This window comes from Nitrosomonas sp., assembly GCF_019752415.1.
Lineage (GTDB): Bacteria > Pseudomonadota > Gammaproteobacteria > Burkholderiales > Nitrosomonadaceae > Nitrosomonas.
In genome coordinates, this window is the sequence record NZ_JAIEME010000003.1 from 44,215 (window position 1) to 67,118 (window position 22,904).

The 22,904-nt window shown below is 45.4% G+C and carries 19 protein-coding genes; 8 read left to right on the top strand and 11 right to left on the bottom strand.

Features of this window, described 5'->3' with window-relative positions; all coding sequences use genetic code 11:
• Window positions 1-34 precede the first annotated feature (34 nt).
• The 4 genes from cysN to K2P83_RS00885 all read right to left on the bottom strand — a co-directional run bounded on the left by cysN (window position 35) and on the right by K2P83_RS00885 (window position 11,116).
• A complete protein-coding gene (gene cysN, locus K2P83_RS00870; protein WP_292925985.1) occupies window positions 35-1,945 on the bottom strand; it encodes a sulfate adenylyltransferase subunit CysN in 1,911 nt (636 codons plus the stop codon).
• Window positions 1,945-2,859: a sulfate adenylyltransferase subunit CysD gene (gene cysD, locus K2P83_RS00875; RefSeq protein WP_363279262.1), complete on the bottom strand. Its 915-nt coding sequence runs from the start codon at window positions 2,857-2,859 to the stop codon at window positions 1,945-1,947. Before cysD ends, cysN begins: the two co-directional genes overlap by 1 nt.
• Window positions 2,860-3,428: 569 nt before the next feature.
• The gene (locus K2P83_RS00880; protein WP_292925987.1) at window positions 3,429-10,628 is read right to left on the bottom strand and encodes a calcium-binding protein; all 7,200 of its coding nucleotides are present in this window, start codon (window positions 10,626-10,628) and stop codon (window positions 3,429-3,431) included.
• Window positions 10,625-11,116: a hypothetical protein gene (locus K2P83_RS00885; RefSeq protein ID WP_292925988.1), complete on the bottom strand. Its 492-nt coding sequence runs from the start codon at window positions 11,114-11,116 to the stop codon at window positions 10,625-10,627. The genes K2P83_RS00880 and K2P83_RS00885 overlap by 4 nt, the downstream gene beginning before the upstream one ends.
• Window positions 11,117-11,674: 558 nt before the next feature.
• On the opposite strand from K2P83_RS00885, the gene K2P83_RS00890 reads away from it, so the two are divergent.
• The 5 genes from K2P83_RS00890 to K2P83_RS00910 are packed head-to-tail and all read left to right on the top strand — an operon-like array spanning window position 11,675 to window position 13,847.
• On the top strand, window positions 11,675-12,265 hold the full coding sequence (locus K2P83_RS00890) for a hypothetical protein (protein WP_292925989.1): 591 nt from the start codon (window positions 11,675-11,677) through the stop codon (window positions 12,263-12,265).
• Between the two features lie 44 nt (window positions 12,266-12,309).
• Window positions 12,310-12,618, top strand: coding sequence for a hypothetical protein (locus tag K2P83_RS00895; protein ID WP_292925990.1), 309 nt, complete (start codon window positions 12,310-12,312; stop codon window positions 12,616-12,618).
• A gap of 29 nt (window positions 12,619-12,647) precedes the next feature.
• Window positions 12,648-12,839: a hypothetical protein gene (locus tag K2P83_RS00900; protein ID WP_292925991.1), complete on the top strand. Its 192-nt coding sequence runs from the start codon at window positions 12,648-12,650 to the stop codon at window positions 12,837-12,839.
• A gap of 28 nt (window positions 12,840-12,867) precedes the next feature.
• Window positions 12,868-13,554, top strand: coding sequence for a hypothetical protein (locus K2P83_RS00905; protein WP_292925992.1), 687 nt, complete (start codon window positions 12,868-12,870; stop codon window positions 13,552-13,554).
• A complete protein-coding gene (locus tag K2P83_RS00910) occupies window positions 13,551-13,847 on the top strand; it encodes a hypothetical protein (RefSeq protein WP_292925993.1) in 297 nt (98 codons plus the stop codon). Before K2P83_RS00905 ends, K2P83_RS00910 begins: the two co-directional genes overlap by 4 nt.
• A 235-nt stretch (window positions 13,848-14,082) precedes the next feature.
• On the opposite strand, the gene K2P83_RS00915 is transcribed toward K2P83_RS00910, so the two are convergent.
• From K2P83_RS00915 to K2P83_RS00940, 6 genes are all read right to left on the bottom strand, one after another.
• On the bottom strand, window positions 14,083-14,601 hold the full coding sequence (locus K2P83_RS00915; protein ID WP_292925994.1) for a GNAT family N-acetyltransferase: 519 nt from the start codon (window positions 14,599-14,601) through the stop codon (window positions 14,083-14,085).
• A 43-nt stretch (window positions 14,602-14,644) separates the two neighbouring features.
• A complete protein-coding gene (locus tag K2P83_RS00920) occupies window positions 14,645-15,031 on the bottom strand; it encodes a SirB2 family protein (RefSeq protein WP_292925995.1) in 387 nt (128 codons plus the stop codon).
• Between the two features lie 2 nt (window positions 15,032-15,033).
• Window positions 15,034-15,450 carry a hypothetical protein gene (locus K2P83_RS00925; protein WP_292925996.1) on the bottom strand — a complete coding sequence of 139 codons (417 nt, stop codon included), beginning with the start codon at window positions 15,448-15,450 and terminating at the stop codon, window positions 15,034-15,036.
• 184 nt (window positions 15,451-15,634) lie between these two features.
• Window positions 15,635-15,991, bottom strand: a complete 357-nt coding sequence (locus K2P83_RS00930) for an STAS/SEC14 domain-containing protein (RefSeq protein WP_292925997.1) — start codon at window positions 15,989-15,991, stop codon at window positions 15,635-15,637.
• Between the two features lie 85 nt (window positions 15,992-16,076).
• Window positions 16,077-16,922, bottom strand: a complete 846-nt coding sequence (locus K2P83_RS00935) for a DMT family transporter (RefSeq protein ID WP_292926034.1) — start codon at window positions 16,920-16,922, stop codon at window positions 16,077-16,079.
• 59 nt (window positions 16,923-16,981) lie between these two features.
• The gene (locus K2P83_RS00940; protein WP_292925998.1) at window positions 16,982-18,088 is read right to left on the bottom strand and encodes an aromatic ring-hydroxylating dioxygenase subunit alpha; all 1,107 of its coding nucleotides are present in this window, start codon (window positions 18,086-18,088) and stop codon (window positions 16,982-16,984) included.
• Window positions 18,089-18,311: 223 nt separating this feature from the next.
• Here K2P83_RS00940 and K2P83_RS00945 point away from each other — a divergent pair, with 223 nt between their 5' ends.
• The 3 genes from K2P83_RS00945 (at window position 18,312) to K2P83_RS00955 (ending at window position 22,371) form a co-directional block, all read left to right on the top strand.
• Window positions 18,312-19,751, top strand: coding sequence for an adhesin (locus K2P83_RS00945; protein WP_292925999.1), 1,440 nt, complete (start codon window positions 18,312-18,314; stop codon window positions 19,749-19,751).
• A gap of 121 nt (window positions 19,752-19,872) precedes the next feature.
• Window positions 19,873-22,059, top strand: coding sequence for a primosomal protein N' (locus K2P83_RS00950; RefSeq protein ID WP_292926000.1), 2,187 nt, complete (start codon window positions 19,873-19,875; stop codon window positions 22,057-22,059).
• A 75-nt stretch (window positions 22,060-22,134) separates the two neighbouring features.
• Complete coding sequence (locus tag K2P83_RS00955) at window positions 22,135-22,371, top strand: DUF465 domain-containing protein (RefSeq protein ID WP_292926001.1); 237 nt, start codon at window positions 22,135-22,137, stop codon at window positions 22,369-22,371.
• A gap of 73 nt (window positions 22,372-22,444) precedes the next feature.
• Here K2P83_RS00955 and K2P83_RS00960 read toward each other — a convergent pair whose 3' ends face one another.
• On the bottom strand, window positions 22,445-22,885 hold the full coding sequence (locus K2P83_RS00960; RefSeq protein ID WP_292926002.1) for a YaiI/YqxD family protein: 441 nt from the start codon (window positions 22,883-22,885) through the stop codon (window positions 22,445-22,447).
• Window positions 22,886-22,904 lie beyond the last annotated feature (19 nt).

Consider the following 22,904-nt stretch of genomic DNA (forward strand, 5'->3'; position numbering starts at 1 on the left):
AATTCAGATCTTCATCCAATTGAGAAGAAGGAAATCAAAGTTGATTAAGTGCGCCCTTGATCGTCAGATAATCGATAATGTGCTCAACAGCCTGTTCTGGAGTCTTATCCATCGTATCAATGCAAATCTCTGCATTTTCTGGTACCTCATACGGTGAATCAACGCCGGTGAAGTTTTTCAATTCTCCACGTCGCATTTTTTTGTACAGCCCCTTAGGGTCTCGCTCTTCTGCCACATGAATGGGTGTATCGATGAATATTTCAAAGAATTCCCCTTGCTCGACCAGTTCCCTTGCCATCCGCCGTTCGGAACGAAACGGTGAGATGAACGATACCAGTACAATCTGTCCTGCATCGACCATCAGCTTGGCGACTTCGGCGATACGGCGAATATTTTCAACCCTGTCTGCATCGGTGAAACCAAGATCCTTATTGAGACCATGACGCACATTGTCTCCATCCAGCAGATAGGTGTGCTTGCCCAATGAGTAGAGTTTTTTCTCGACCAGATTGGCTATAGTTGATTTGCCACTTCCTGACAATCCGGTAAACCAGAGTATGAATGGATTCTGCCCTTTAATAGCTGCATGTGCCTGCTTATTAATGTTAATCGCCTGCCAATGAATATTTTGCGACCGGCGTAAAGCAAAGTGTAGCATTCCCGCACCAACCGTATTATTGGTCAGGCGATCAATCATAATAAAGCCGCCCGTATCACGATCTTCTTTATACGGATCAAATGCGATCAGTTGATCAGAGCTCAGATTACAGATTCCGATTTCATTGAGTTCCAGCTTAGTAACCGCGACATGCTCAAGCGTATTGATGTTAACTTTATATTTCAACAATGAAATGTTAGCCGTTACCGTTTTTGCACCAATCTTCATTAAATATGGTCTACCCGGCAACATTGGTTCGTCAGACATCCATACAACAGTTGCCTCGAATTGATCCGCCACACTCGGGGGCGAGTCGGTCGCCGCCAGGATATCGCCCCGGCTGATATCGATTTCATCGGTTAGCGTCAACGTGACAGATTGGCCGGAAATAACTTGCTCAAGATCGCCATCACTGGTTACGATCCGTGCCACTCGACTCTCTCTACCAGATGGCAAGACTCGAACTGAATCGCCCGGTTTGATACTGCCACGTACAACCATACCCGAGTAACCACGAAAATCCAGATTGGGACGATTTACCCACTGCACCGGCATGCGAAATACCCCAGATTCCTCAGCCACATCTTCCACCTGTATGTTTTCAAGGTGTCCCATCAATGATTCCCCGTGATACCAAGGGGTATTCGTACTCAGTTCGGTGATATTGTCGCCTTTCAGAGCGGACATAGGGATGGTCACAATATTTTGCAAACCAACTTCTTTTGCAAAAATTCGGTACTCATTATCAATTCGATTATAAATTTCTTCCGAGTACCCCACCATATCCAGCTTATTAATTGCCAGCACTACGTGACGAATTCCGATTAATGAAACCAGATAGCTATGTCGTCGGGTTTGTGTCAACACGCCCTTACGGGCATCGATAAGAATAACTGCAACATCAGCCGTTGAAGCACCAGTGATCATGTTGCGCGTATATTGTTCATGTCCTGGCGTATCCGCTACGATAAACTTCCGTTTATCCGTCGAAAAGAAGCGATAGGCCACATCTATGGTAATGCCCTGTTCACGCTCTGCTGAAAGCCCATCCACCAGAAGTGCAAAATCCAAGTCACCAGCTTGTGTGCCAACTTTCTTTGAGTCTACTTCCAGCTGAGCCAATTGGTCTTCAAATAACATCTTTGACTCATAAAGTAACCGCCCAATCAGTGTACTTTTTCCATCATCGACACTACCACAAGTGATAAAACGTAGTAAACTCTTGTTTTCATGAGTTTTTAAATAGAGCTCAATATCTTCAGCTATCAAATTAGATACATGTGCCATTAGAAGTACCCCTCCTGTTTCTTTTTTTCCATTGAGCCGGTAGAATCATGATCGATTAGACGACCTTGCCGTTCAGATGTTTTTGCAAGCAGCATTTCTTGAATGATTGCCGTTAAAGAATTCGCTTCACTCTCAATCGCTCCCGTTAGTGGATAACAGCCAAGCGTACGGAAACGCACTTTCTTCATCAAAGGAACTTCATCCTTCTGCATCGGTAGACGATCGTCATCCACCATAATCAATGTACCATCACGTTCTACAACGGGACGTTCCTTAGCAAAATATAATGGTACGATAGGAATATTATTCAAATAGATGTACTGCCAGATATCGAGCTCAGTCCAGTTTGAAAGCGGAAATACTCGAATACTTTCACCTTTGTTTTTGCGCGTGTTATATAGCCGCCAGAGTTCAGGGCGCTGCAACTTAGGATCCCATCGGTGTTGTGCTGAACGGATTGAAAAAATACGCTCCTTGGCACGTGACTTCTCCTCGTCTCGGCGTGCACCTCCGAATGCGACATCAAAACCGTGTTTATCAAGCGCCTGCTTTAGACCTTCCGTCTTCCAAATATCGGTATGAACTGCGGAACCATGGGTAAATGGATTAATTCCCTTTTCAATCCCCTGCGGATTAATATGAACGATCAGATCAAGTTCGAGTTTCTTCGCCATGACATCACGAAATTCAATCATTTCTTTGAATTTCCATGTGGTATCAACATGTAGTAAAGGAAAGGGCAGTTTCGAGGGATAAAATGCCTTTACTGCAAGATGCAGCATTACTGCACTATCCTTACCAATAGAATAGAGCATTACCGGGTGTTCGCACTCAGCAACCACCTCCCGCATAATCTGAATACTCTCCGCTTCAAGGCGTTGTAAGTGTGTCAACATGTCAATGCTTCCTTTCATAATAAAACGGCATAGTTGAGTTATATTAATACGAATATAGATTTTTCTTATTGGGAAATAAGCTACTTTATTCCCGTAATCTTAATTCTTCTTTTATTTGGGGTGATAATTTGTATGCCCAATGGCATGTTTATTTATGGCGGATTAGATGTGCACGCGATTTCGGTTATTCTGATTTATAGTATTTTATTAAAAAATGAGAATTCACTCTAGGTTCCAGAGAAATCCTTTTGTTTATTTTAATAAGTATTGTATATGATTCTAGCGATATTATCAGAGAACAAGAGAATTACAAGCGATTTTGCTCGGCTCTACTGCTAGCGCTAATTCCGCTATCCGTTGAATCAGCGCTGTCGAAAACTGCTTGGCATCTTCACTTTTAGTGCGAATGTTTTTGAAGCGTGTGTGGTTTTCTTATTTTTCACGTCCCCGAATGTTACAAAAGAACAATTATTCTTGGCTATAGACCTAGCCTCTTATTTCCTTGTTTCCTTAAGAAGCCAAAGCAATTCAGATTTGTGACTTCGCCGCATTCTCAGATGTACTCGTAGAATTTCTTGATTCGCGAATTAGAGCCAGAAAGACGCAATCAACGGATCCAGGACTGGAACATAATTCGCTGGCAGCGTAGTTTCTCCGATGTCAGGCAGACCAAAATCCGCCATCGCGTTAACCAGTTCATCCACTTGAATATCATGTAGCGTCAAGCCATCAGAGGTTTTAAATCGTTCAATGTGATTAGCCGATCCGAGGTACCAGTCATTGATTACTATTTTATCCGTTGTTCCTATAATGCTTACCTCCAGATCATTGCCGACATGTTGAAACCATATCTGGTTAGCATTAATACCTGGCAGGAATCGCACGGCATCAATATTACCGGCTGCTGAATCATTTTCAATCAGCAAATCCACGCCATAATCCCGCCCAAGGATATAGAGGTCATTACCGCTTCCGCCTATCAGCGTATCATTACCTTCTCTGCCATTGAGCCGGTCATTCCCCGCTTCACCCCGCAATGTATTGCCAGCACTATTACCAATCAGAATATTGTTCAGTTCGTTGCCAGCCCCATTGATCGCCATACTATCGATCAAGACAAGATCCTCTATGTTTGCGCTTAACGTGAAACTAATGCTTGATCTCACTTTATCAATTCCTTGACCATTCAGTTCGATGACCGAATCTCGGATGTTATTCACCACATATATATCATCTCCGTTGCCACCGATCATCATATCAGCGCCTTCTTTGCCATCCAGCTTGTCATTACCTGATTTACCCGTCAGCGTATTGCTGGCGCTGTTGCCGATCAGTTCATTATCCAATTCATTGCCCACCCCACGGATAGCACCGATACCAATCAGATGAAGATTTTCAACATTGGCGCCCAGCCCGTATGAAATAGAAGATCGAACGGTATCGACACCTTCATCAAAATTCTCGATAACAATATCTAACGTGCTATTTATCACATAAATATCATCGCCCGCTCCACCCGTCATCGTATCGTTACCCGCGCCCCCATTGAGACGATCATTGCCAGCATAACCAGCCAAGATATCATTACCGGCTAGGCCGTTGAGCGTGTCGTTACCAGCGTCGCCATTCAGCTTGTCTGAACCCGATGTGCCATTGACTGTCATGCCCAGATCACTGACATCGATATCGAAGCTATCCGAAACTTGCAAATTGCCGATATCTGTTGCTGTCACAATCACGCTAAATATTCCAAATCTATCAGGTGTGCCGCTAAATGTACTTGTTTCCGAATCAAAACTGAGCCATGAGGGCAAAGGGTTGCCATCGGCCAGTGTGGCACTGTAAGTAAGTATGTCGCCAGCATCCGGATCGGTAAATGTATTGGGATCCAAAGTATAGCTAAAGACACTCCCTTTAGCTGCTTTCTGATCTGGAAGAACAATTGATAGCCGCGGCGCTTTATTGCTTTCCAGTTTTGTTTTAATCGTGGACAGATCCCAAATGATACTATTTCCTCTGAAATTGATCTGCCCAACCGAGAAGGGAGTAATCCCGTCGTTTTCCAAGTAATTCTGAATAGTAAGCGTATCGGGAGTCCCGATTATGGCGAGCACCAAGTTATATCCAGAACGACTGACGTGCACCTTATCCGGAGTAATACCATAGTCAAATCGAACCGTATCAATCTTTCCAGCGATCGTGTCATAACTGTTAATCGTATCCTGGCCAGAGCCTTTACTGAACAAATACGTGTCATTACCTGCTCCGCCCGTCAGGATATCGTTGCCTGTACCGCCACTTAGCAGATCGTCTCCATCGCCACCCGCCAGCGTATCGTTACCACCCTCGCCATAAATCACGTCATTTGCATCCTGACCAGCAATAATATTATCCTGGTCTTGTGGATTAAGGGTAGGAGCAGAGCCAGCAAACGTGATTAGTTCAGCCACTGTCAAAAAAGTACCATCGCCAAACCGGATAAGCTCCAATCCCATGCCGGACAGATCGGTCGAATTCGGCAGTACGATTTCTACGCCACCGCCTATCCATGCCATAGTAAGAGTTGCATGCATGGTCTGCGTATATAAGGACTCTTCGTCATTTAGAGCGCGTATTCCTTCAACTGCATGCATTCCCCAAGTAAAGGTAACATTTTCCATGTTAATACCAGTTAGTTGCAATATATCCTCTGAAATCTCCTTTGGCTCTTGTGTTATATAAGAATAAACTCCCCCTGTTGAAAAATCCCGCCATTGCTCGAGTTGAGTTCCTGTGTCCCAAATACTGTCTACTCCAAACTCTTCACCAAATAGAACATACTTATCTTCACTGAAACCACCATTTAGAAAATCATTACCATTCCCCCCTACCAACGTATCCCTGTAATATCCACCATAAAGGAGATCATTACCAGAATTGCCATATAAGAACCCACCAATTTTCAAATCATTATCGGTGTAATAAGGCACCTCATTGCTTAAATAGGGAATACCCGGCGCATAAAGTGTGTCATTTCCACTGCCGCTATCTATCAGGGAAATTTCATCTGAGTATCTGGGGTTTTTGTAACCTTTAATGATATTGTCACTATCGTCCCCCTGAATACGCTCAACTAGAGTATTAATGGTCGTAGTGGTTTGCCAGTAGTTTCGTGTCACTTCAGGTACCGGTATCGGTGAAACTTGATCGTCTGTTATGAATCCGACAATGACACTACCTTCATACACAGGTATCAGGCCCTCGATGCTCATTCCTACTGCACCGATTTCACGTAATCGTTGAACCCATTCGGAAAAAGGAATAAATTGCCGCTCCGCTGATGGATTCACCACGGGGGTGCCAGGAGATGATGATATATTGAGCAGATCAACTGTAAAGTTGGAAGAAATATCGCTATCAGATTGCCGTTGGATTACAGCAGTATCAGCAGTAGTATCCACTAGCATAAAATGTTGCAGCACAATTTTTGTTTCATTGGCAGACACTGATTCAGCACGGTAGGTTGCACCATCCACCCGTGTGTAAGAGCCGAAATTCGAGCCATACCGATTACTCAGCAAATCATTTGCCCATTGCGCACGCGCCGCATCTAAAAAATCTGCTTGTAATTGCGTAATATCGATATTAGTTTCAGGCAAATCGAGCCAATCGGCTACATTAATTACCGCATTAGTTGCTTCGTGGAGCATCCAAACATGTGGTGACACAAAATAATCTTTCAGCGTCAACATCGCGCCACCTTGCAACATCAGGATCAAATCGTTCCCCATGCGTTCGTGCCGCAGGTCGGTCAGTGCCGTGCCCTCTGTCAGCGCAATAATGCTCGTGCCCTCCAGTGGCTCCACTGCCACATCGTTTCCTGCCGACATCCAGCCAAAAAGATAGGTATCGTTGCCATCACCGCCAACGAGTACGTCATTGCCTGCACCGCCATCGAAAATGTCATTGCCCGCATAGCCTTCAATATGATCGTCAGCAATTGTCCCTAGCAGCACATCGTCACCTGCCGTACCGCCAAAAACGTCGGCTGCAAGTGCACTAATTTCGCTGGCATCCATCAGCGAATTATCATTCAGACGTAATGCCGTGATATTGGATCCGTTTGCAAACCAATTTTCGAACATAATGCTGTCCTGAGTTCCAGCAATGCGCATGAGTAAACTGTCGTCAGCCAGCCGGAAAAACCGCAGATCGCTTGCTGCAATGCCAGAACCTAGCTGAACTTCATCACCTTCTGCGTCACTGATATTAGCCGACGCAATGATGTCGGCGCCATCACCCAGCTCGAACACATAGATATCTGCACCACTGCCACCCGCTAACCGGTCGGCACCCAAGCCTCCCTGCAAAGTATCGGCGCCAGCCTGTCCATACAAAGCATCGTTGCCAGAACCGCCCACAAGCAGATCGTTGCCTGCACCACTCAGGATATAATCGTTACCGCCGTAGCTCTTAATAGTGTCATCATAAATATCCCCCTGAATTAGATCATTACCGGAACCGCTATAGGCATGCGTAACGGGTTGTCCGAAATACGCCACCGATTTCAGACTCAAGACCACATCTTCGGATAAATTCTCACTCACCCAGGATTCCAGATCGATTCCGTTGGAGCCATGGTCAGAATATATTTGCGCGTCCATACCATAGAGCGCACCAGCCAGATCGAGCGTTTCGCCGTTGCCGAGAGTTATTTGCAAAATACTGGAATCGTCCAACCATGTTGCATTGAACAACGCGGTTGCCGGTGCAGCATTGATTGCACCCAATGAATTCATCGATACAGTCTTGGCTTTAGCAAACGCAGTCGTCGACACAGCGGCATCATCTGCTAAAAAAATGATATTACGCCCTTCCAGGTCATCAATCGAATCACCCGCTTCCACGCCAAAATATGTGTCATCGCCTGATCCACCAAGAAGAATATCATTACCGGCACCACCGATAAGCGTATCGTTACCACCCCAGCCAATCAGATAATCATTACCTTCTCCGCCGTCCAACAGATCATTCCCCTGGTATTCCATCGGAGTATCTCCATCATCCGCCGAAAGAATATCATTACCTTTGTCGCCCGTCAGATAATCCGAGCCACCACCACCTTCTAACCGATCGTTTCCATCGCCGCCATTTAAATAATCATCGCCATGCAGAGACACATTCAGATTCGATGCATCCCCTACCAAAACATCGTCTCCACTCTGACCCAGAATTGTGTCATTGCCCGCTTCGCCAAAAACAACATCATTATCCGCACCTGCATCCACAAAATCATGGCCTCCTTGCGAAAATATCCAGTCATTTCCCGCACCGCTATAGATTACATCATCGTCACCGGCGCCATTATTTGCTTCAGCAGCACTGAGATCGTAATTCCGGCTGTATAAAGTTGTGCTGCCTTGGTTATTAATTGCACGGGTAACTTTCCAGTCTCGATCAGCCAACTCAATGTTACGATCCCCTTCGATCGTGTCGTTCCCGCCCAACCCCATCAGCACATCTTTGCCCATACCGCCCATCAGAATGTCATCGCCAGCATCACCGATAACAGTATCATTACCTAGTCCGCCATCCAACAGATCACCACGTTGTCCGCTGGCCGCCTGAGTATTTCCCAGCGTGTAGGCATCATCAAGGGTGTATTCAGTTTCAGCAAATAACCGGTCGTTATTTTCACGCCCCATAATAATGTCGCTATCTGCGCCGCCTAACACAATGTCATCACCCAGACCGCCATTCAGGATATCCTGCCCGGTCCCGCCTTCAATCCGATCTGCGCCATCTTCCCCTTCGACATCGTCGTTACCACCCAGACTCTGAATCAGATCGTTTCCAGCGCTCCCATAAAGTACATCCTCCCGGTTGGGTGACTCGTCCGTACCTACAACAACATTATCGAGCTCATCGACTCTGAGTGGATCTTCAGGTTTTAAGTCACCGGTGATAATACGATCGAGTACAGCGGTGCCGGGTGATGTATTGTCTCCCAGAGTGATGCCCAGATCACCGTCGCGCCAATTCTTCACCACTGCCCTAGCACTGTCTGCGCCGGTAACAAAACTGATTAGGAGGTCCTGCGCACCATTGGGTGGCGTGCTGAGCAAATAGACAAGGCCATTTTCCATATCCATCCAGCCATTGCCAATTTTGACCCAACTCTTGCCGTCAGTGACACCATTTCTACCCTCGGCAACTACGCTACCGAATTTGATAGATCCTTGACCATCAATGTCGAACACCGTATCAAAACCATCCCCGGGGTTAACAACATAAGTGTCAGAACCGGCGCCGCCTTCGAGATAGTCGTTGCCTTCGCGGCCATTAAGCGTGTCATCTCCACCACCGCCATAAAAATGATCTTCAGCCGCCGATGCAGCAGGATTGTCCGTGCCCTCACCACCGAAGAAGTACCGTGGAGTTTTTCCTGATAATTCACCTTGTGAAATCTTGTACCCTGAAGTGACATCTTCATAATAATCATTGATATTTTGATAACTATGATTGCTTGGACTGAACGTAACAGTGGAATCCAGCGGATTCTTGTCTTCGATATTGAACCAATTTTTACGCATCAGCATCGCCATACGATCAACCAGATAGGACGATGTCAGCGCGCCCGTACCGGTCTCCGGATTGAAGAGATCCAACGCACCGTTTGTATTAAAAACACCATAATCAATGTTTTCACCTTCCAGGATGAAAGGATTGAGCGCAACCAGTGCAAAGCGGGCTGCCAGACCCTGCTGACTATTGCTTTCAATTTTAGCGATGACATCGCTGGCAGCAAGCTCTGATAGCAGCGTCAATTGGACTTTTCCTGTCAAATCTTTAAACTGGACACTGTTCTGTAATTCATAAAGATTTGCATAAAACTTGTCGCGATTGCCTGTTTCAGTTTTCTGATTCTCACCCAACTCAATCTTACCGCCCGCAGGATTGATCAAAATGGTGCGCAAAGCATCGAGAGCGGATTCGAGGGTTTTACTATTGGAGGCGCTTGCAACATCCTTAATGGATCCGAAGGAATCGATCAATTTGCTGAGTTGTTCCTGATTCAGGTTGGGCGCCAACTGGGAATAGGCTGAATAGACGGCTAGCGCATCGGTTAATAAACTAATGCTATGATTATTGGTCGATGCTTCAGTTTGGATACTGACGGGCGAGCCGAGCTGGTAACCCAAACCGGCAATGATGGGAAAACCCTCAGAGCCGCGTATATTCGAAATATTGTCTGATCCTATGCTGCTTAAGCCAAGAACGCCGCTCACTGCATCCGCCAAATTACCGAGCAATCCGCTAACTCCTGGCGCATTATAGAGATAAGCTTCTGTTACTTGCGTATAGTTTTGCTTGACAGCAGCAGCCAAATAACCGCCCAGACTGTGCCCACTGACGACAAAGGTTTGGTCTTGAAGTACATTAGGATCATTCGCCCAAATTTCTAACTGCGCTTTAAGCACAAGGAATTGGAGATTAAGATTTGGAGGAATCGCTGACGCGAGAAGCCCATCAGCAGTCAAATCATTAACTGCAAGTTCAGTACCACGTATCGCAAGATATTTTGTTCCCTCTTCTTTTGCTTGAAATACGATAGCTGAAACTCCTGTGATTGGATCGGAGTATTGGGCAGCGATCTCCCATTTCTCAGCAAAGCGAGCGGCTTGGGATAACGACATACCTACGTTATTTTCCGTTAATTCAATTGTGCGTATTGCTGCTCCAGAAAATGTGCCATAAGCTGCTTGTGCTAACTCTGCCTGAGTAAAGTAACCTTTGACATTGCTCATTTTTCAGTTCCTTCAGTAGCTTTTGTAAAAATTTTATTCAGTAAAATGCTTTCATTAGCTTCCGATCTATTAGGGCAATGATACGATGAAGGCATCCACGGACCCGGAAAATCACCACCGGCTCTATGATATTTAACGAATTCTCCTAATAATTTCATATCCGATATCCTGATAATCTGAATATGATCTCGTCTCATAGAAGCTTCCTGAGCACCTTGTGATACAGGATCTCCTTTTTTGTAATAGTGAATAACCCATTTATAGATATATTCTGGCCCTAGCGTATTTTCACCTTGAGTAGGTCGATAAAAATTAATCTGCCCATGCTTATCAAATTTGTCCGGTGGCAATGTCACTATTTCATACACCTTGATGCCGCCATCAATCGCACAGAGCCGTTCTACTTCCCTATCCAGTCTGTCTTTTTCTGTAAAAAACGCCGCATAAACGGTCAATGAAACAAGCAAGAACAAAATGATTTTTCTCATGCGGCAAGCCTCCATTGGTCAGTGGCAAGATTAGTCGCCAGAATCCACCCATTCAGTAGTAAGTTACGGTAATTTATGGAAATATCGGTCACTTTTTAATCGCACTTTACTCTGTGCCGGGGGTTCCGTTACCATGGGTCATAAGAGTAATTCCCGGATACCTTATTAGCAAAAATCGTTCCTGAAAGACCGGTTGCATCGGTATAAAGAGCATCGAAAAAAGCACCGACTGAGTCACGTTGCCAGATAATCGTGGCAGTCAGGGTTTTAATGATCTATTTTGGTTTGATTCAACCCGAATGAACCTACTTGAATGACATTATCGATACAAACAAAGCCCAACATTCTATTTGCTGGGCTTCGGCTAAGATACTTAAATCTTAGGGATTCTCTGAATAATTGTCATTTCGAGCATAGCGAGAAATCTATACTGCTGTTCTCCAAAGATTCCTCACTTCGTTCGAATGACAAAGGTGGGTAATTCAGAGACTCCTTAACCAGGAAGGTGAGATAATGCCGCTTGGAGAGCATGCCCATTAATGTTTTTACGAGAGGTTTATGATGCGCTTTATTTCTTCGCCGAATTGGCATAAAAGTTCTTTAGTACTCCGATTTTTGTTGTTAGGGGTAGCGACGACAATCAGTTTCTCAATTTCGGCCAGTCAGACTACCGGCACGGAGAAACATCCATTGAAAACATTTGAGATCGCGGGTATCTCGTTAAATACACCGCTGGAAACGATAGCGAAAATTCTGCAAACGCACGATTACACCCCAGTCAATGCAACCCTCTATACCAAACAGGAACCGGCACAAAACGGGCGCAGCACCGTCTACCGCATCGAAGTCGAGGATACGGCAACGTCTCGCCAGTTGAGTTATTTCAGAAGTTTAACCGGCGGTCGGAATAAAAGCCCTTCGGCGCGCGATGCGGCTATTCCTGCAACCGAAATAACCACAGCGCAACAACTTTATGACTACGTTTGTGCCGTTCCGCAAGCACTTCAAACGGAAAGAGCCTGCATGCCACAGACACCGGCGAATATTATTTTCGGCCATGGACAATTGATAGCCATCGATGCACATTACTCGGCATTACTGAAGTCATCGGACTCAAGTACATCGATGATTATCAAGTACATTGAGTGATTTTGTACAATATGCTTACCAAGCACCGAATCTCGAGTCCAATATTGGCAACGCACACACCACCAGGTCACAAAACTGAAATCAGGCTTAATCCTTCGGATATATTCTCAATTCTAGACCTGGCTCCATGCTTTGATCCGTTAATTCTGGGTCTCTCGGCAGCAACACTTATCGAAATATCCAAGCCAGATAATACAAAGTTTGAGGTTATCGCTTTCATTATCGTCCTAATAGCTGGGATAGGGTTTCTGTTTTGGTTGAAAGAGCATTTAACATTTAAAACTGAAGTGAATAAAACGCTTAACCCATCAATCCTCCAGAGGCTGCGCGATAAAGCTGCACATCGCCGGTGATTCCAAGCGTTAAAACCCCGAGGAAATTTATGCACAACGAAACTGAGCTTATAATAACTGCAATAGAAAGCTTGAGGCAGGAAGGTAGCATTTTCAAAGATTACATATTCCCCATAGCTAGCGCTTTATTTGCATCATTATTGGGCGCTAGAATTGCTTACTATTTTTTTCATTACCAAGAAAATATAAAAATTGAAAAAGAAAAAATGAATACTTGCTAATAAGTGGACATTGCTCGCTGATGAAGCAATGTTTAACCTTATCTCAATCAAACAAAATTATCATGGTAAGTTAGAGGAGGCCCCCATTCAAAGAGCGGCTGTAATACCAACAATTCTATTAATCCCCAAACCTATCGTAGAGGACTATTCTCAGCTTTCCTTTTTGGAGCCAAAACAAGAGAGTGGCGAGCATCCAACGTGGAGCAATATAAGAAGAATTAGAACCATGATACATAACTACAACTATGTGCAAGAGCTATGGGTAATGCGGAACGAAATTGACAGGCCAATCAGAGAAAAAATTGTGCAACGGTATTCCACAAAAGGATATGCATATGTTTGTCCTGAGCAAATATATGAATGCGTAGGAGAGGCTAATTTCTCCGTGCTTGTGGATCTAACTGAGAAGGTTATAAATTTAACCGATGATTTGCTAGTTGAATTAGATGACTTTCGGGCTAATTTTCCAGTGTATGCAAAAACTCATATAAATTCCGAAATACTCAAAAGGTATGGTTCTGTTTTGACCTATTCTATCGACAAAAATGAAATACTACTTGCCATGCTAAAGAAGTCTCCAAACACCGATTACTCATCGGTTACGACTCTATTTGGCGCAACCACTGAAGAATTGAAACAACGATATTCAACTGGCTATGTCCGCAAAAGCGCGGAGCCGGTTAATTCTCCGTTAGACCACATGGCTCACCTATGAAAAACAGCGTCAAATCTTTGATCGTGGGTACTTTTATCACGGTAAGCACATTTGATTTTTCCTATGTAGCCTCTGTATTGAAACTTATTGGGCTTTCTCATATTCTCTATTGGCAAGGCTGGTGGCTGCAAACATTCATTCCATGCTTGAATATCGGTACCGCAGAAAATCCGGTCTGTGAAGGTACACCGCTAAACTTAGTTGTATTTTTATTGGGTATTCCGTTTGGCATAATTCTCTACTCTTTGTTGGCCTATGGCGTTATATCTTTCTGGAGCCGCCGTGCCGTCTAACATGGTGTTCAAGCGGGACGCACTAAAGCGCGCTCCTTAACTATATGTTAGTTGCATATATTGAGATATCAAACTGGAATCTTAATAAACCAATTACCAGATTTATCCGCTTTGGTGAACCATTAAGGGCAAAAACCAATTAAATTATGTTTGGCAATAAGGGAAAGTTAGGATAAAGATAATCCTTCAGTGCTGCGACGATCCGCACACAGTGCATCGCTTCAACAGCAGTGGGTTAAATGATCTTCTCTAGATATTCAATCGTTAATCCGGAAACTTTGGGCACACCGATACCCAGATGCAATGGATAAGTTTCAATCCTGCCGGTGCGCGAGTAGCCTCTGCGTTGATAAAATGCGATTAATTCCGGGCGCTGTGATATCACGAACATGACAAACTTGTGCACGCGCAGAGTGCTCAATGCAAAACTTTCCGCCTGCTCAAGCACATACTTGCCGAGCCCTTTTCCTTGCAGACTGGGGTGAACTGAGAAAAAGCCGATGTACGCAAAGTCGTTTTCTTTGGCGACATAGATACACGAAGCCAAACTTTCCGGTTGATTGATGACAAAGAATCGTGCATCGGGATTAGACATGGCCGTTTCCACTTCCTGCCGGTTGGTTCTGTCGCCCTGGATAATATGTGTTTCCCGGGTCCAGCCGGTTTCTCCGCGGTAGGTCAGATTTACCAGATCAGCTATCGCCTGTGCTTGATCCTGGCTGGCTTTGTCAAGACGAAAATGCGAGAGATCCATCGATTTTTAGGGTGTTTTGCAGGATAAAACAGTCTTGCCAGTTTTAGGACCAGAGACCTAACACCGGGCTTTTGGTCAGGGCAACCAACACGATATAGATAAATACGCACTGTGCTGCAATCCAAGCGGTGATTTTTGTTCTCCGGGTTTTGCCGAAGCGGATTGCTATCATGCCAAGACCGATATAGAGCAACAAACCGGTTACTTTGGCAGTTAACCAGGAATTATCGAGCGGATTTTGCTGAATAGTTATTGCCAGTATAATGGCGCTGGTCAGCAGAATGGTATCCACAACATGCGGCAGGATTTTTACCCAGCGTTGGCGCAATTTCTCCGAGTCTTGCATCAACCAGACGCCGCGCAAGAAAAACAACGCATAGCTCACGATAACGCTAGTAATATGAATCAGTTTTAGCGCTTCGTAACTCATGCTCAGCTCCCGGCAATCAACCAGCCGTGACTGCCTGCCACGGCACCGGCAATGGTGATCAAGCTCAGAGTTAATAAAAACAAATGCTTGCGCTGAATTTTGACAAATGTTTCTGCCGAAACATCTGGCTGCACAGGCACATTGGCTTGCTGACGCCGACCACGCGGTTCCATAACAAACAACATCACGCTAAACAACAGCCAGATCAGCACCATCGTGTGCATCCACCAATACTGCCATTGCGTGAAACGCTGCCAGGCATCCAAACCATACACCATATAAAAACCGCTCAGCCCAACGATTAATGTAGAAACACGAGCTTGTGCGGCAAATCGTTGCCTAAATCGAGCAAAAAATTCCATCGCTTCCGGGGGTGATTGCATGCGCGCCAGAGTCGGCAACAGTACGGTCGTCACCATGCGACACCGCCAATCCAAAACACCACGCCCAGAACATGCAATACTCTGGCAAAAACAAACTCATCCATGCGATTTCTTCTTACCGGTTAACATTTTTTAAAATGACCGAATCATCGAACCCGAATGTGCTGTAGCTAAGGTGTGATGCTTTGATACAGCGCATCCGGAGATTATGCGCAACGCGTCAACTATTCACGCTGTCAGATGCCCATTCCTCGGCTTCTTCATAGTTATGGAACACCAATACGTTCGCATTGGTAAACAAATTAGAAACCCAAGCACCCCACGCTTGCCATTCGTCATCAGTCACTATAGCCACCCGGTTAAACTCACTGCCGTGATCACGCATGAATTTGATTTCTTCCCAAGCCACATCAACGGTGTAATCCAACATGTCGCGCCAATCAAATAAAAGGTTCGCTTCACCTTCAAAGTGTGACTGGTAAAGCACCTGTTGTTCAAATTCGTTATAGTCTGCCAATGTAAATTCACCAATGACCGCAACAATAACAAGATTGTCTTTCTTCTGAATAGTAATCATGACTTCACCTCAAATGATAACAATCTCATCATAGGCAATTAAACGGGATGGTGCAAATTTTGCTTCCGGGCAATTCGTCGCGCAGTCATTTTTGTGCAACAGCAGAATTCACCTTTATACTCAAGAAACCACTGAGAGATCCGCCAAGTATAATCAATCCCATGCCTATCCACGCAATGGGTGACAACAGCTCATTCCACAGCAGGATACCCCAAAGACTGGCAAACAATACGGTACTATAACCCAGCGAAGTCACGACCAGCGTTACACCTTTATGATACGCACGGGTCATAGCGAGTTGCGCCAATGTCGCGGTCACACCGATGCCAAGCAGCAACCATAATCCGGGCCAGGTGACCGGATTCAGTGTCGTGAACATCAATCCTACCCCGGTAATCAGCGTACTGATCAATGTAAAATAAAACACCACGAGCCATTCCGTTTCGCCCAGATTGCCCAGTTGTTTGACATTAATGTACGCAATCGCTGCAAAAAAACCGGAAGCCATACCCATCAGGCTAGCAACCCAATGATCTTCCGGTAACGTGGGTTGCATCAGTAAAATAACTCCTGCAAAGCCAATCAAAATAGTGCAGATTAATGGCCAATGAATATGTTCTTTCAGAATCAGCGTGGAAAATAACGCTACGAAAAGCGGCCAGGTGTAATTCAATGAAATCGCCGTTGCCAACGGCAATTGCGTCAGGCAATAAAAGAACATCAACAGACTGACTAGCCCGGAGATCCCCCGCCAACAGTGAATCCGCCAATGCGGCGTGCACACTGGGAGGCGATAGTAGCGGAGGATCAGATAAGTCATCCAGACACCAAACAACGAGCGGTAAAAAACCAGTTCGGTACTGGAAAAATAAGTCGCGCCTAGTTTGACCAACACACCCATGCAGGCAAACATAAAGGCAGCCACCAGCATCCACAGCGAGCGCACGTGTTGATGTTTCCTAGAATACAGAAATTGCGGTTAAGCGATGATCAGACATGCGGCCCGATTTCTCGTTGCAGAAATTGATGAAAATGCTCCATTCCTGCTTCCATAGGGATTTGGTACGGTCCCGTTTCATTACGATTCTGTTCGTATAACGCACGCCGTCCGGCTGTCATCAATTTGCAGATTTCATCATCTTCGAGTGCAGTTTCTTTATAGGCAGCCTGCTCCGCTTCAACAAAGTCACGCTCAAACAGCGCAATCTCTTCCGGGTAGTAAAATTCCACCACGTTCGTGCAACTTTCAGCGCCGGTAGGAAGTATTGTGCTGATTACCAACGTATGGGGATACCATTCCAACATGATATTGGGGTAATACAGCAGCCATATGGCGCCATGCGGCGGTGTTTTTCCTTCCGTTTGCTGCAGCACCTGCTCGTGCCATTTGGCATAAACCGGGCTGCCTGGCCGCTGGAAGCGTGCATTATCGATTGCTATGGTTTGCACACTATACCAATCGCTAAACTCCCAATCGAGTTGCTCGGTATTCACAAAATGACTCAAACCCGGATGAAATGGATCGACATGATAATCTTCCAGATACACTTCAATAAATGTTTTCCAATTACACTGATATTCATCAATTTGGATACGATCCAGCAAATAACCGGAAAAATCAAAATCCTTGAGCACATTCAGTTTAGCCATATCTTGCGAAACCTTGCGATTGCCGTTAAATAACAAACCATTCCAATTTTGCAGTGGTGTCTTATCCAGATTGAGGCAAGGATTCTGCTTAAAATGCGGCGCGCCGAGCAACTTGCCATCCAGTGCATAAGTCCAGCGATGAATGGGGCACACAATACTCTTGGTACTGCTTCTACCTTTCAACAAAAGTGCTTGCCGGTGACGGCAAACATTAGAAAGTAATTCAATACCGTGTCCATTACGTACCAGTATCTTGGCATTGTTCATCCATTCTGGCACATAATAATCCCCAACATTGGGTAGCATCACTTCATGCCCCACGTAGCCAGGACCCTGATCAAAAAGGATACGTTTTTCAATCTCCAGAATTTTGGGATCCACATACCAATCGATGGGAAGCTGCACTGACAACTCTGTCAGTTGTGAGATCTCAGCCATGTTAGACATATAAATACCTTATATCTCCCGATTAAAAATTTAGCGGCGAAAATACACGAAAAGACAAAAATTTAAAACCTATTTAAGCAAGTCAGGAAAGAAAATTGAATGCTTCGCTATAATAGCAATCTTTTGGTAGTAAAATATTAGTATCCATTTGCACGTTATGCGTACAAAATTGCGAATTGTACAATATTGAATTATTTAATTAATCAAAAAGAGAGTCTCTTTAATGAAATTCACACACCTGTTAAGAAAGAATTCCTGGTTACCCGTAATATTCACCCTATTGATTGTTGGTTTAACTGCCTGTGGCAGCGACGATGAAAAATCAACCGCGTCGTCATCTTCATCTTCATCTTCAGCGTCATCTTCATCAGCGACGACGACTAATAGAACCATGCCTACCGGCCCAGCAACCGGTATTTTGGTTGACTCCCCTGTTTCCGGCGTATCCTATGCCGCATCTTCCGGAAAGTCTGGCTTAACCAATGACAAAGGCATTTTTAATTTTAATCATGGTGACAAAATCGAATTTAAACTGGGCAGTTTGACACTGGGCAATATTCCCGGTTCACAAATTGTGACACCGATCGAATTGGCCAACGGCAGTGACAATAAGTTACAGAATTTGCTGGTATTGCTGCAATCTCTCGATTCCGATGGCGATCTTTCAAACGGCATCGCCATTTCGAGTGAAACAGCCGCTGCTGTCAAGTCATCGATCAACCTGGAAAGCGATCCGGAAACGTTTTCCGCTTCGGCCAATTTAAAGAGCATTATGGAAGCCAGTAGCATTGAAGGCGATGTCAGAACAATCGAAGAAGCCCGCACACATTTCCTTTCGCAAGGCACCGCTCTCCTCAGCGCCCAAATCTGGGTTAGCTACGACACTAAAACAGCCAGCGTGCTGCGAATTGCTGCTGACAGCAGCGGAGAATACTTACAGGGCGATGCCAGACCGGATGATTCCTGTGACGAGAACCGTGTTTGTGGTGGCCGCACCATTTTCCAGGCCGGTGTCGAATATGGCATTGCGGTTGCAGAAGAATTTGATACCCGTGGATTCAAACTGACTGGAAAACCATCCATTGACACCAACCTGAAAGCTGGATTTTCCAATCCTGGTCCAACCCGGCGAGTTCGCACCGATGGCTTTGAGCTGATCAATTCCGACATCGTCATTGTGCAAAGAGCGCGCACAGAAAGCAGTGTATTCGGCGAACTGTTCCATATCGCCAAACCGATTCAGCTGAGCGATGAAAATGAAGTGGTAGAAAAAGAAGTCAAAGAAACACGCTACGCAAAAATTGATAACGATGTCGCCGGTATCGTCGGTGCTTGGGCCTTTGATGAGCATGCCATCCAAACACAAACTTTGGTTTTCTTTCCAAATGGTAAATTCCTGATGATTGATCCGACCGGCGCTACGCAGCGGGCAGATCAAGCAAAATGCGGAAAACCTGGTATCGAGTTTTCTTCCTACGCGTACAACAAAGGCGCCAGCAAGTTAAACTTATCCAGTTTCACGTACAACACCAACGGATGTGCTGGCTTCTCTGATCTGGATAACAATACAGCAATCGGCTTTTCGATCAATTCGAGTGGGAATACTGCCAAACTCGACAAGCCAGGTGAAGAATCGGTAACGATTTATCGGGTTTCCCGCTAACACGGCTACTAAAAGACCGTTGAAAAACTCACCGGAATTGCATGGATTTCCGGTGAGTGTTTTGTTTCTGAAGTAGCAAAAAGCTCTGATCGTTCTGGATCACCCTGCCTTTACATCGCCTATGCCCATCATTCGTGTCGCACTTAACGTTCCAGTCGACACTTTGTTTGATTACCAATCAAATGACGCAACCCAACTCGATATCGGCTTGCGTGCCTGCGTACCTTTCGGAAAAAAACGAGTAACCGGCATCATCATTGCAGTCGGTTCTGAAACGCGAATCTCTGTTGAGAAGCTTAAGTCAGTACATTGTATTTTCAGAGAAATCGAACCCTTGCCCGCTGCATTACTCGATTTGTTTCATTTTTGCAGCCAGTATTATCATCACCCGCTCGGGTTGGTTATCATGAATGGCTTGCCCGTCAAGCTGCGTGGCAACAAACCGGTTAAATTGAAAGAACCTTCGAACAATGTTCAATTCAGCCTTACCGAAGCTGGAAAACAAATCGATTTATCCAGCATTCCAGCACGTCAGCGTGTAGCTCGCCGTCTATTCACCGAACTCCAGCACACGACGGTGCTCAGCAATCTCCAAGCAAAAAAAATCTCGCCGCGCGCGAGCAAGTTATTACAGGAATGGATACAACTGAAATGGGTGTCGGCAATGCCCATTCCTGCAACTGCGGTGACAAAGGCTGTAAAAATCCCCTCGTTAACTGCCGAGCAGGAAATTGCTGTAAGCGCCATCACAACTGACATCAAGCAATTCAATACCTGGCTGCTGCATGGCGTGACCGGCAGCGGCAAAACCGAGGTCTATCTCAGAATCATTGAACACGTACTTGCTCACGGAAAGCAGGCACTGATACTCATTCCCGAAATCAGCCTAACACCACAACTGGAAACTGTTTTTCGCGCCCGTTTTCCCACTACCCATTTGGTCAGTTTGCATAGCGGACTCAACGATACGGAACGGCTAACCGGTTGGTTACAGGCGCAACGCGGTCAAGCTAGAATTATACTGGGCACACGCCTTGCTGTTTTTACCCCATTGCCCGTTCTGGGATTGGTCATTGTCGATGAAGAACAGGACAGTTCTTTCAAACAGCAAGATGGGTTGCGTTATTCGGCACGTGACTTGGCAATTTTTCGCGCCAAAGAAAATGACATTCCGGTGGTACTGGGGTCGGCCACTCCTTCACTGGAAAGCTATTACAATGCGCTCAATGGGCGCTACCACAGCGTACGCTTGCTATCCCGTGCCATCAAAAACGCCGCGCTTCCGTTGATTCAGTGTATTGATACGCGCACCAACAAGACTCAGGAAGGCTTATCCGAACCGCTCATCAAAGCGTTGGATAAGTGTCTGGCAGAAAAACATCAGAGTCTCGTTTTTATTAACCGGCGCGGCTATGCACCGGCACTTCTGTGTAAAGCCTGCGGGTGGACTGCCCTCTGCCAGCGTTGTTCCAGCCGCCTGGTCGTGCATTTACGCGATAAAAAACTATGCTGTCATCACTGCGGCCACCGGGAAAACTTTCCACACGCATGTCCACATTGTGGCAATCAGGATATTGCACCTTTCGGACAAGGCACGCAGCGCGTGGAAGAAACTTTGGCAGCGCATTTTCCAACTGCACGGATTTTGCGCATTGATCGAGATAGCATTCGCCGTAAAAATGCGTGGCAAGACATTCTGCATGCGATCCATGCGCAAGAAGTGGATATTTTGGTCGGCACTCAACTACTCGCCAAAGGGCATGATTTCCCGAACCTGTCATTGGTCGGTATTCTAAATGCCGATTCTTCGCTATACAGCACCGACTTTCGTGCCAGTGAGCGCTTGTTTGCACAATTGATGCAGGTCGCCGGCCGCGCGGGACGGGCGAGCGTCGCTGGTCACGTGCTCATTCAAACCGAATTTCCTGATCATCCTCTATACCATGCCTTGCAAAAACACGATTATGATGTGCTGGCACAAACCCTGCTGGAAGAAAGAAAAACGGCCGGATTCCCGCCTTTTGTCTATCAAGCCATATTGCGCGCGGAAGCCCACAACATTGCGATTGTACTGGATTTCCTTAAGCAAGCCGCCAGTCTTGCCAATCCGCCCCGTTCCGTTGAATTATTTGATCCAGTACCCGCGCAAATGCTGCGTTTAAAAGGCTTGGAACGCGCGCACTTACTGATACAATCCTCCTCACGCAGGCAATTACAAGCGTTTATGACCGAATGGTATACGAGAATTGATACATTGCCTGCGCATAAAGTGCGCTGGGTACTCGATATAGATCCGCTTGAATTTTGATTTAGATCAGTATTCGCTCGTCGTAATCAGCTCATTATGATTACTTAAACGAAAACTATAATGAGGAGCCAACCAATGATTGAGAAACATGATTTACACCATGAATTTCCAGAATATTATGACCGCATCCATGATCTAAAGATCAATAACAGCCATTTCGCGCACCTGTTTGAGGAATATCATGCCGTCAATCGAGAAATCCTCAGAATCGAAGAAGGCGTCGAAAATACTGCGGATGAATATTTGGAAGAACTGAAAAAGAAACGCTTGTTATTTAAAGACAAGCTATATGGAATGATTACCAATACCTAATAGTCGTGGCAATATCACCGCCGCTGCTGCTAATGGCGGGGCGGTATTGTTACTCGCTAAAGATCTTCACAGCTTATTGCGCCAATAATTTATCCAATTGATTAGCAAATGACTTTCGATCATTTTGACTCAAAGTAGACAACCCGCCAGTATCAACACCACTGGAACGTAAACCTTCCATAAAATCCCGCATGCTTAATCGTGCGCCTATATTTTCCTGGGTATAAAGCTCACCACGAGGACTCAGTACAGAGCCTTCTTTTTTGATGACTTCGGCTGCCAGCGGGATATCACTGGTAATCACCAGATCGCCTTTTACCAGCCTTTTTACAATTTCGTTATCCGCCACATCAAACCCAGATTCCACCTGATGCATTCGAATAAATTGTGATGGCGGGATATATACCGGATGATTTGCAATCAATACCAAATGCCGCTTGGTTCTCTCGGCCGCTCTAAACAGAATTTCTTTGATTACGCCGGGACAAGCATCCGCATCAATCAAAATCTTCATCGTCTATCACTTGCGGCAA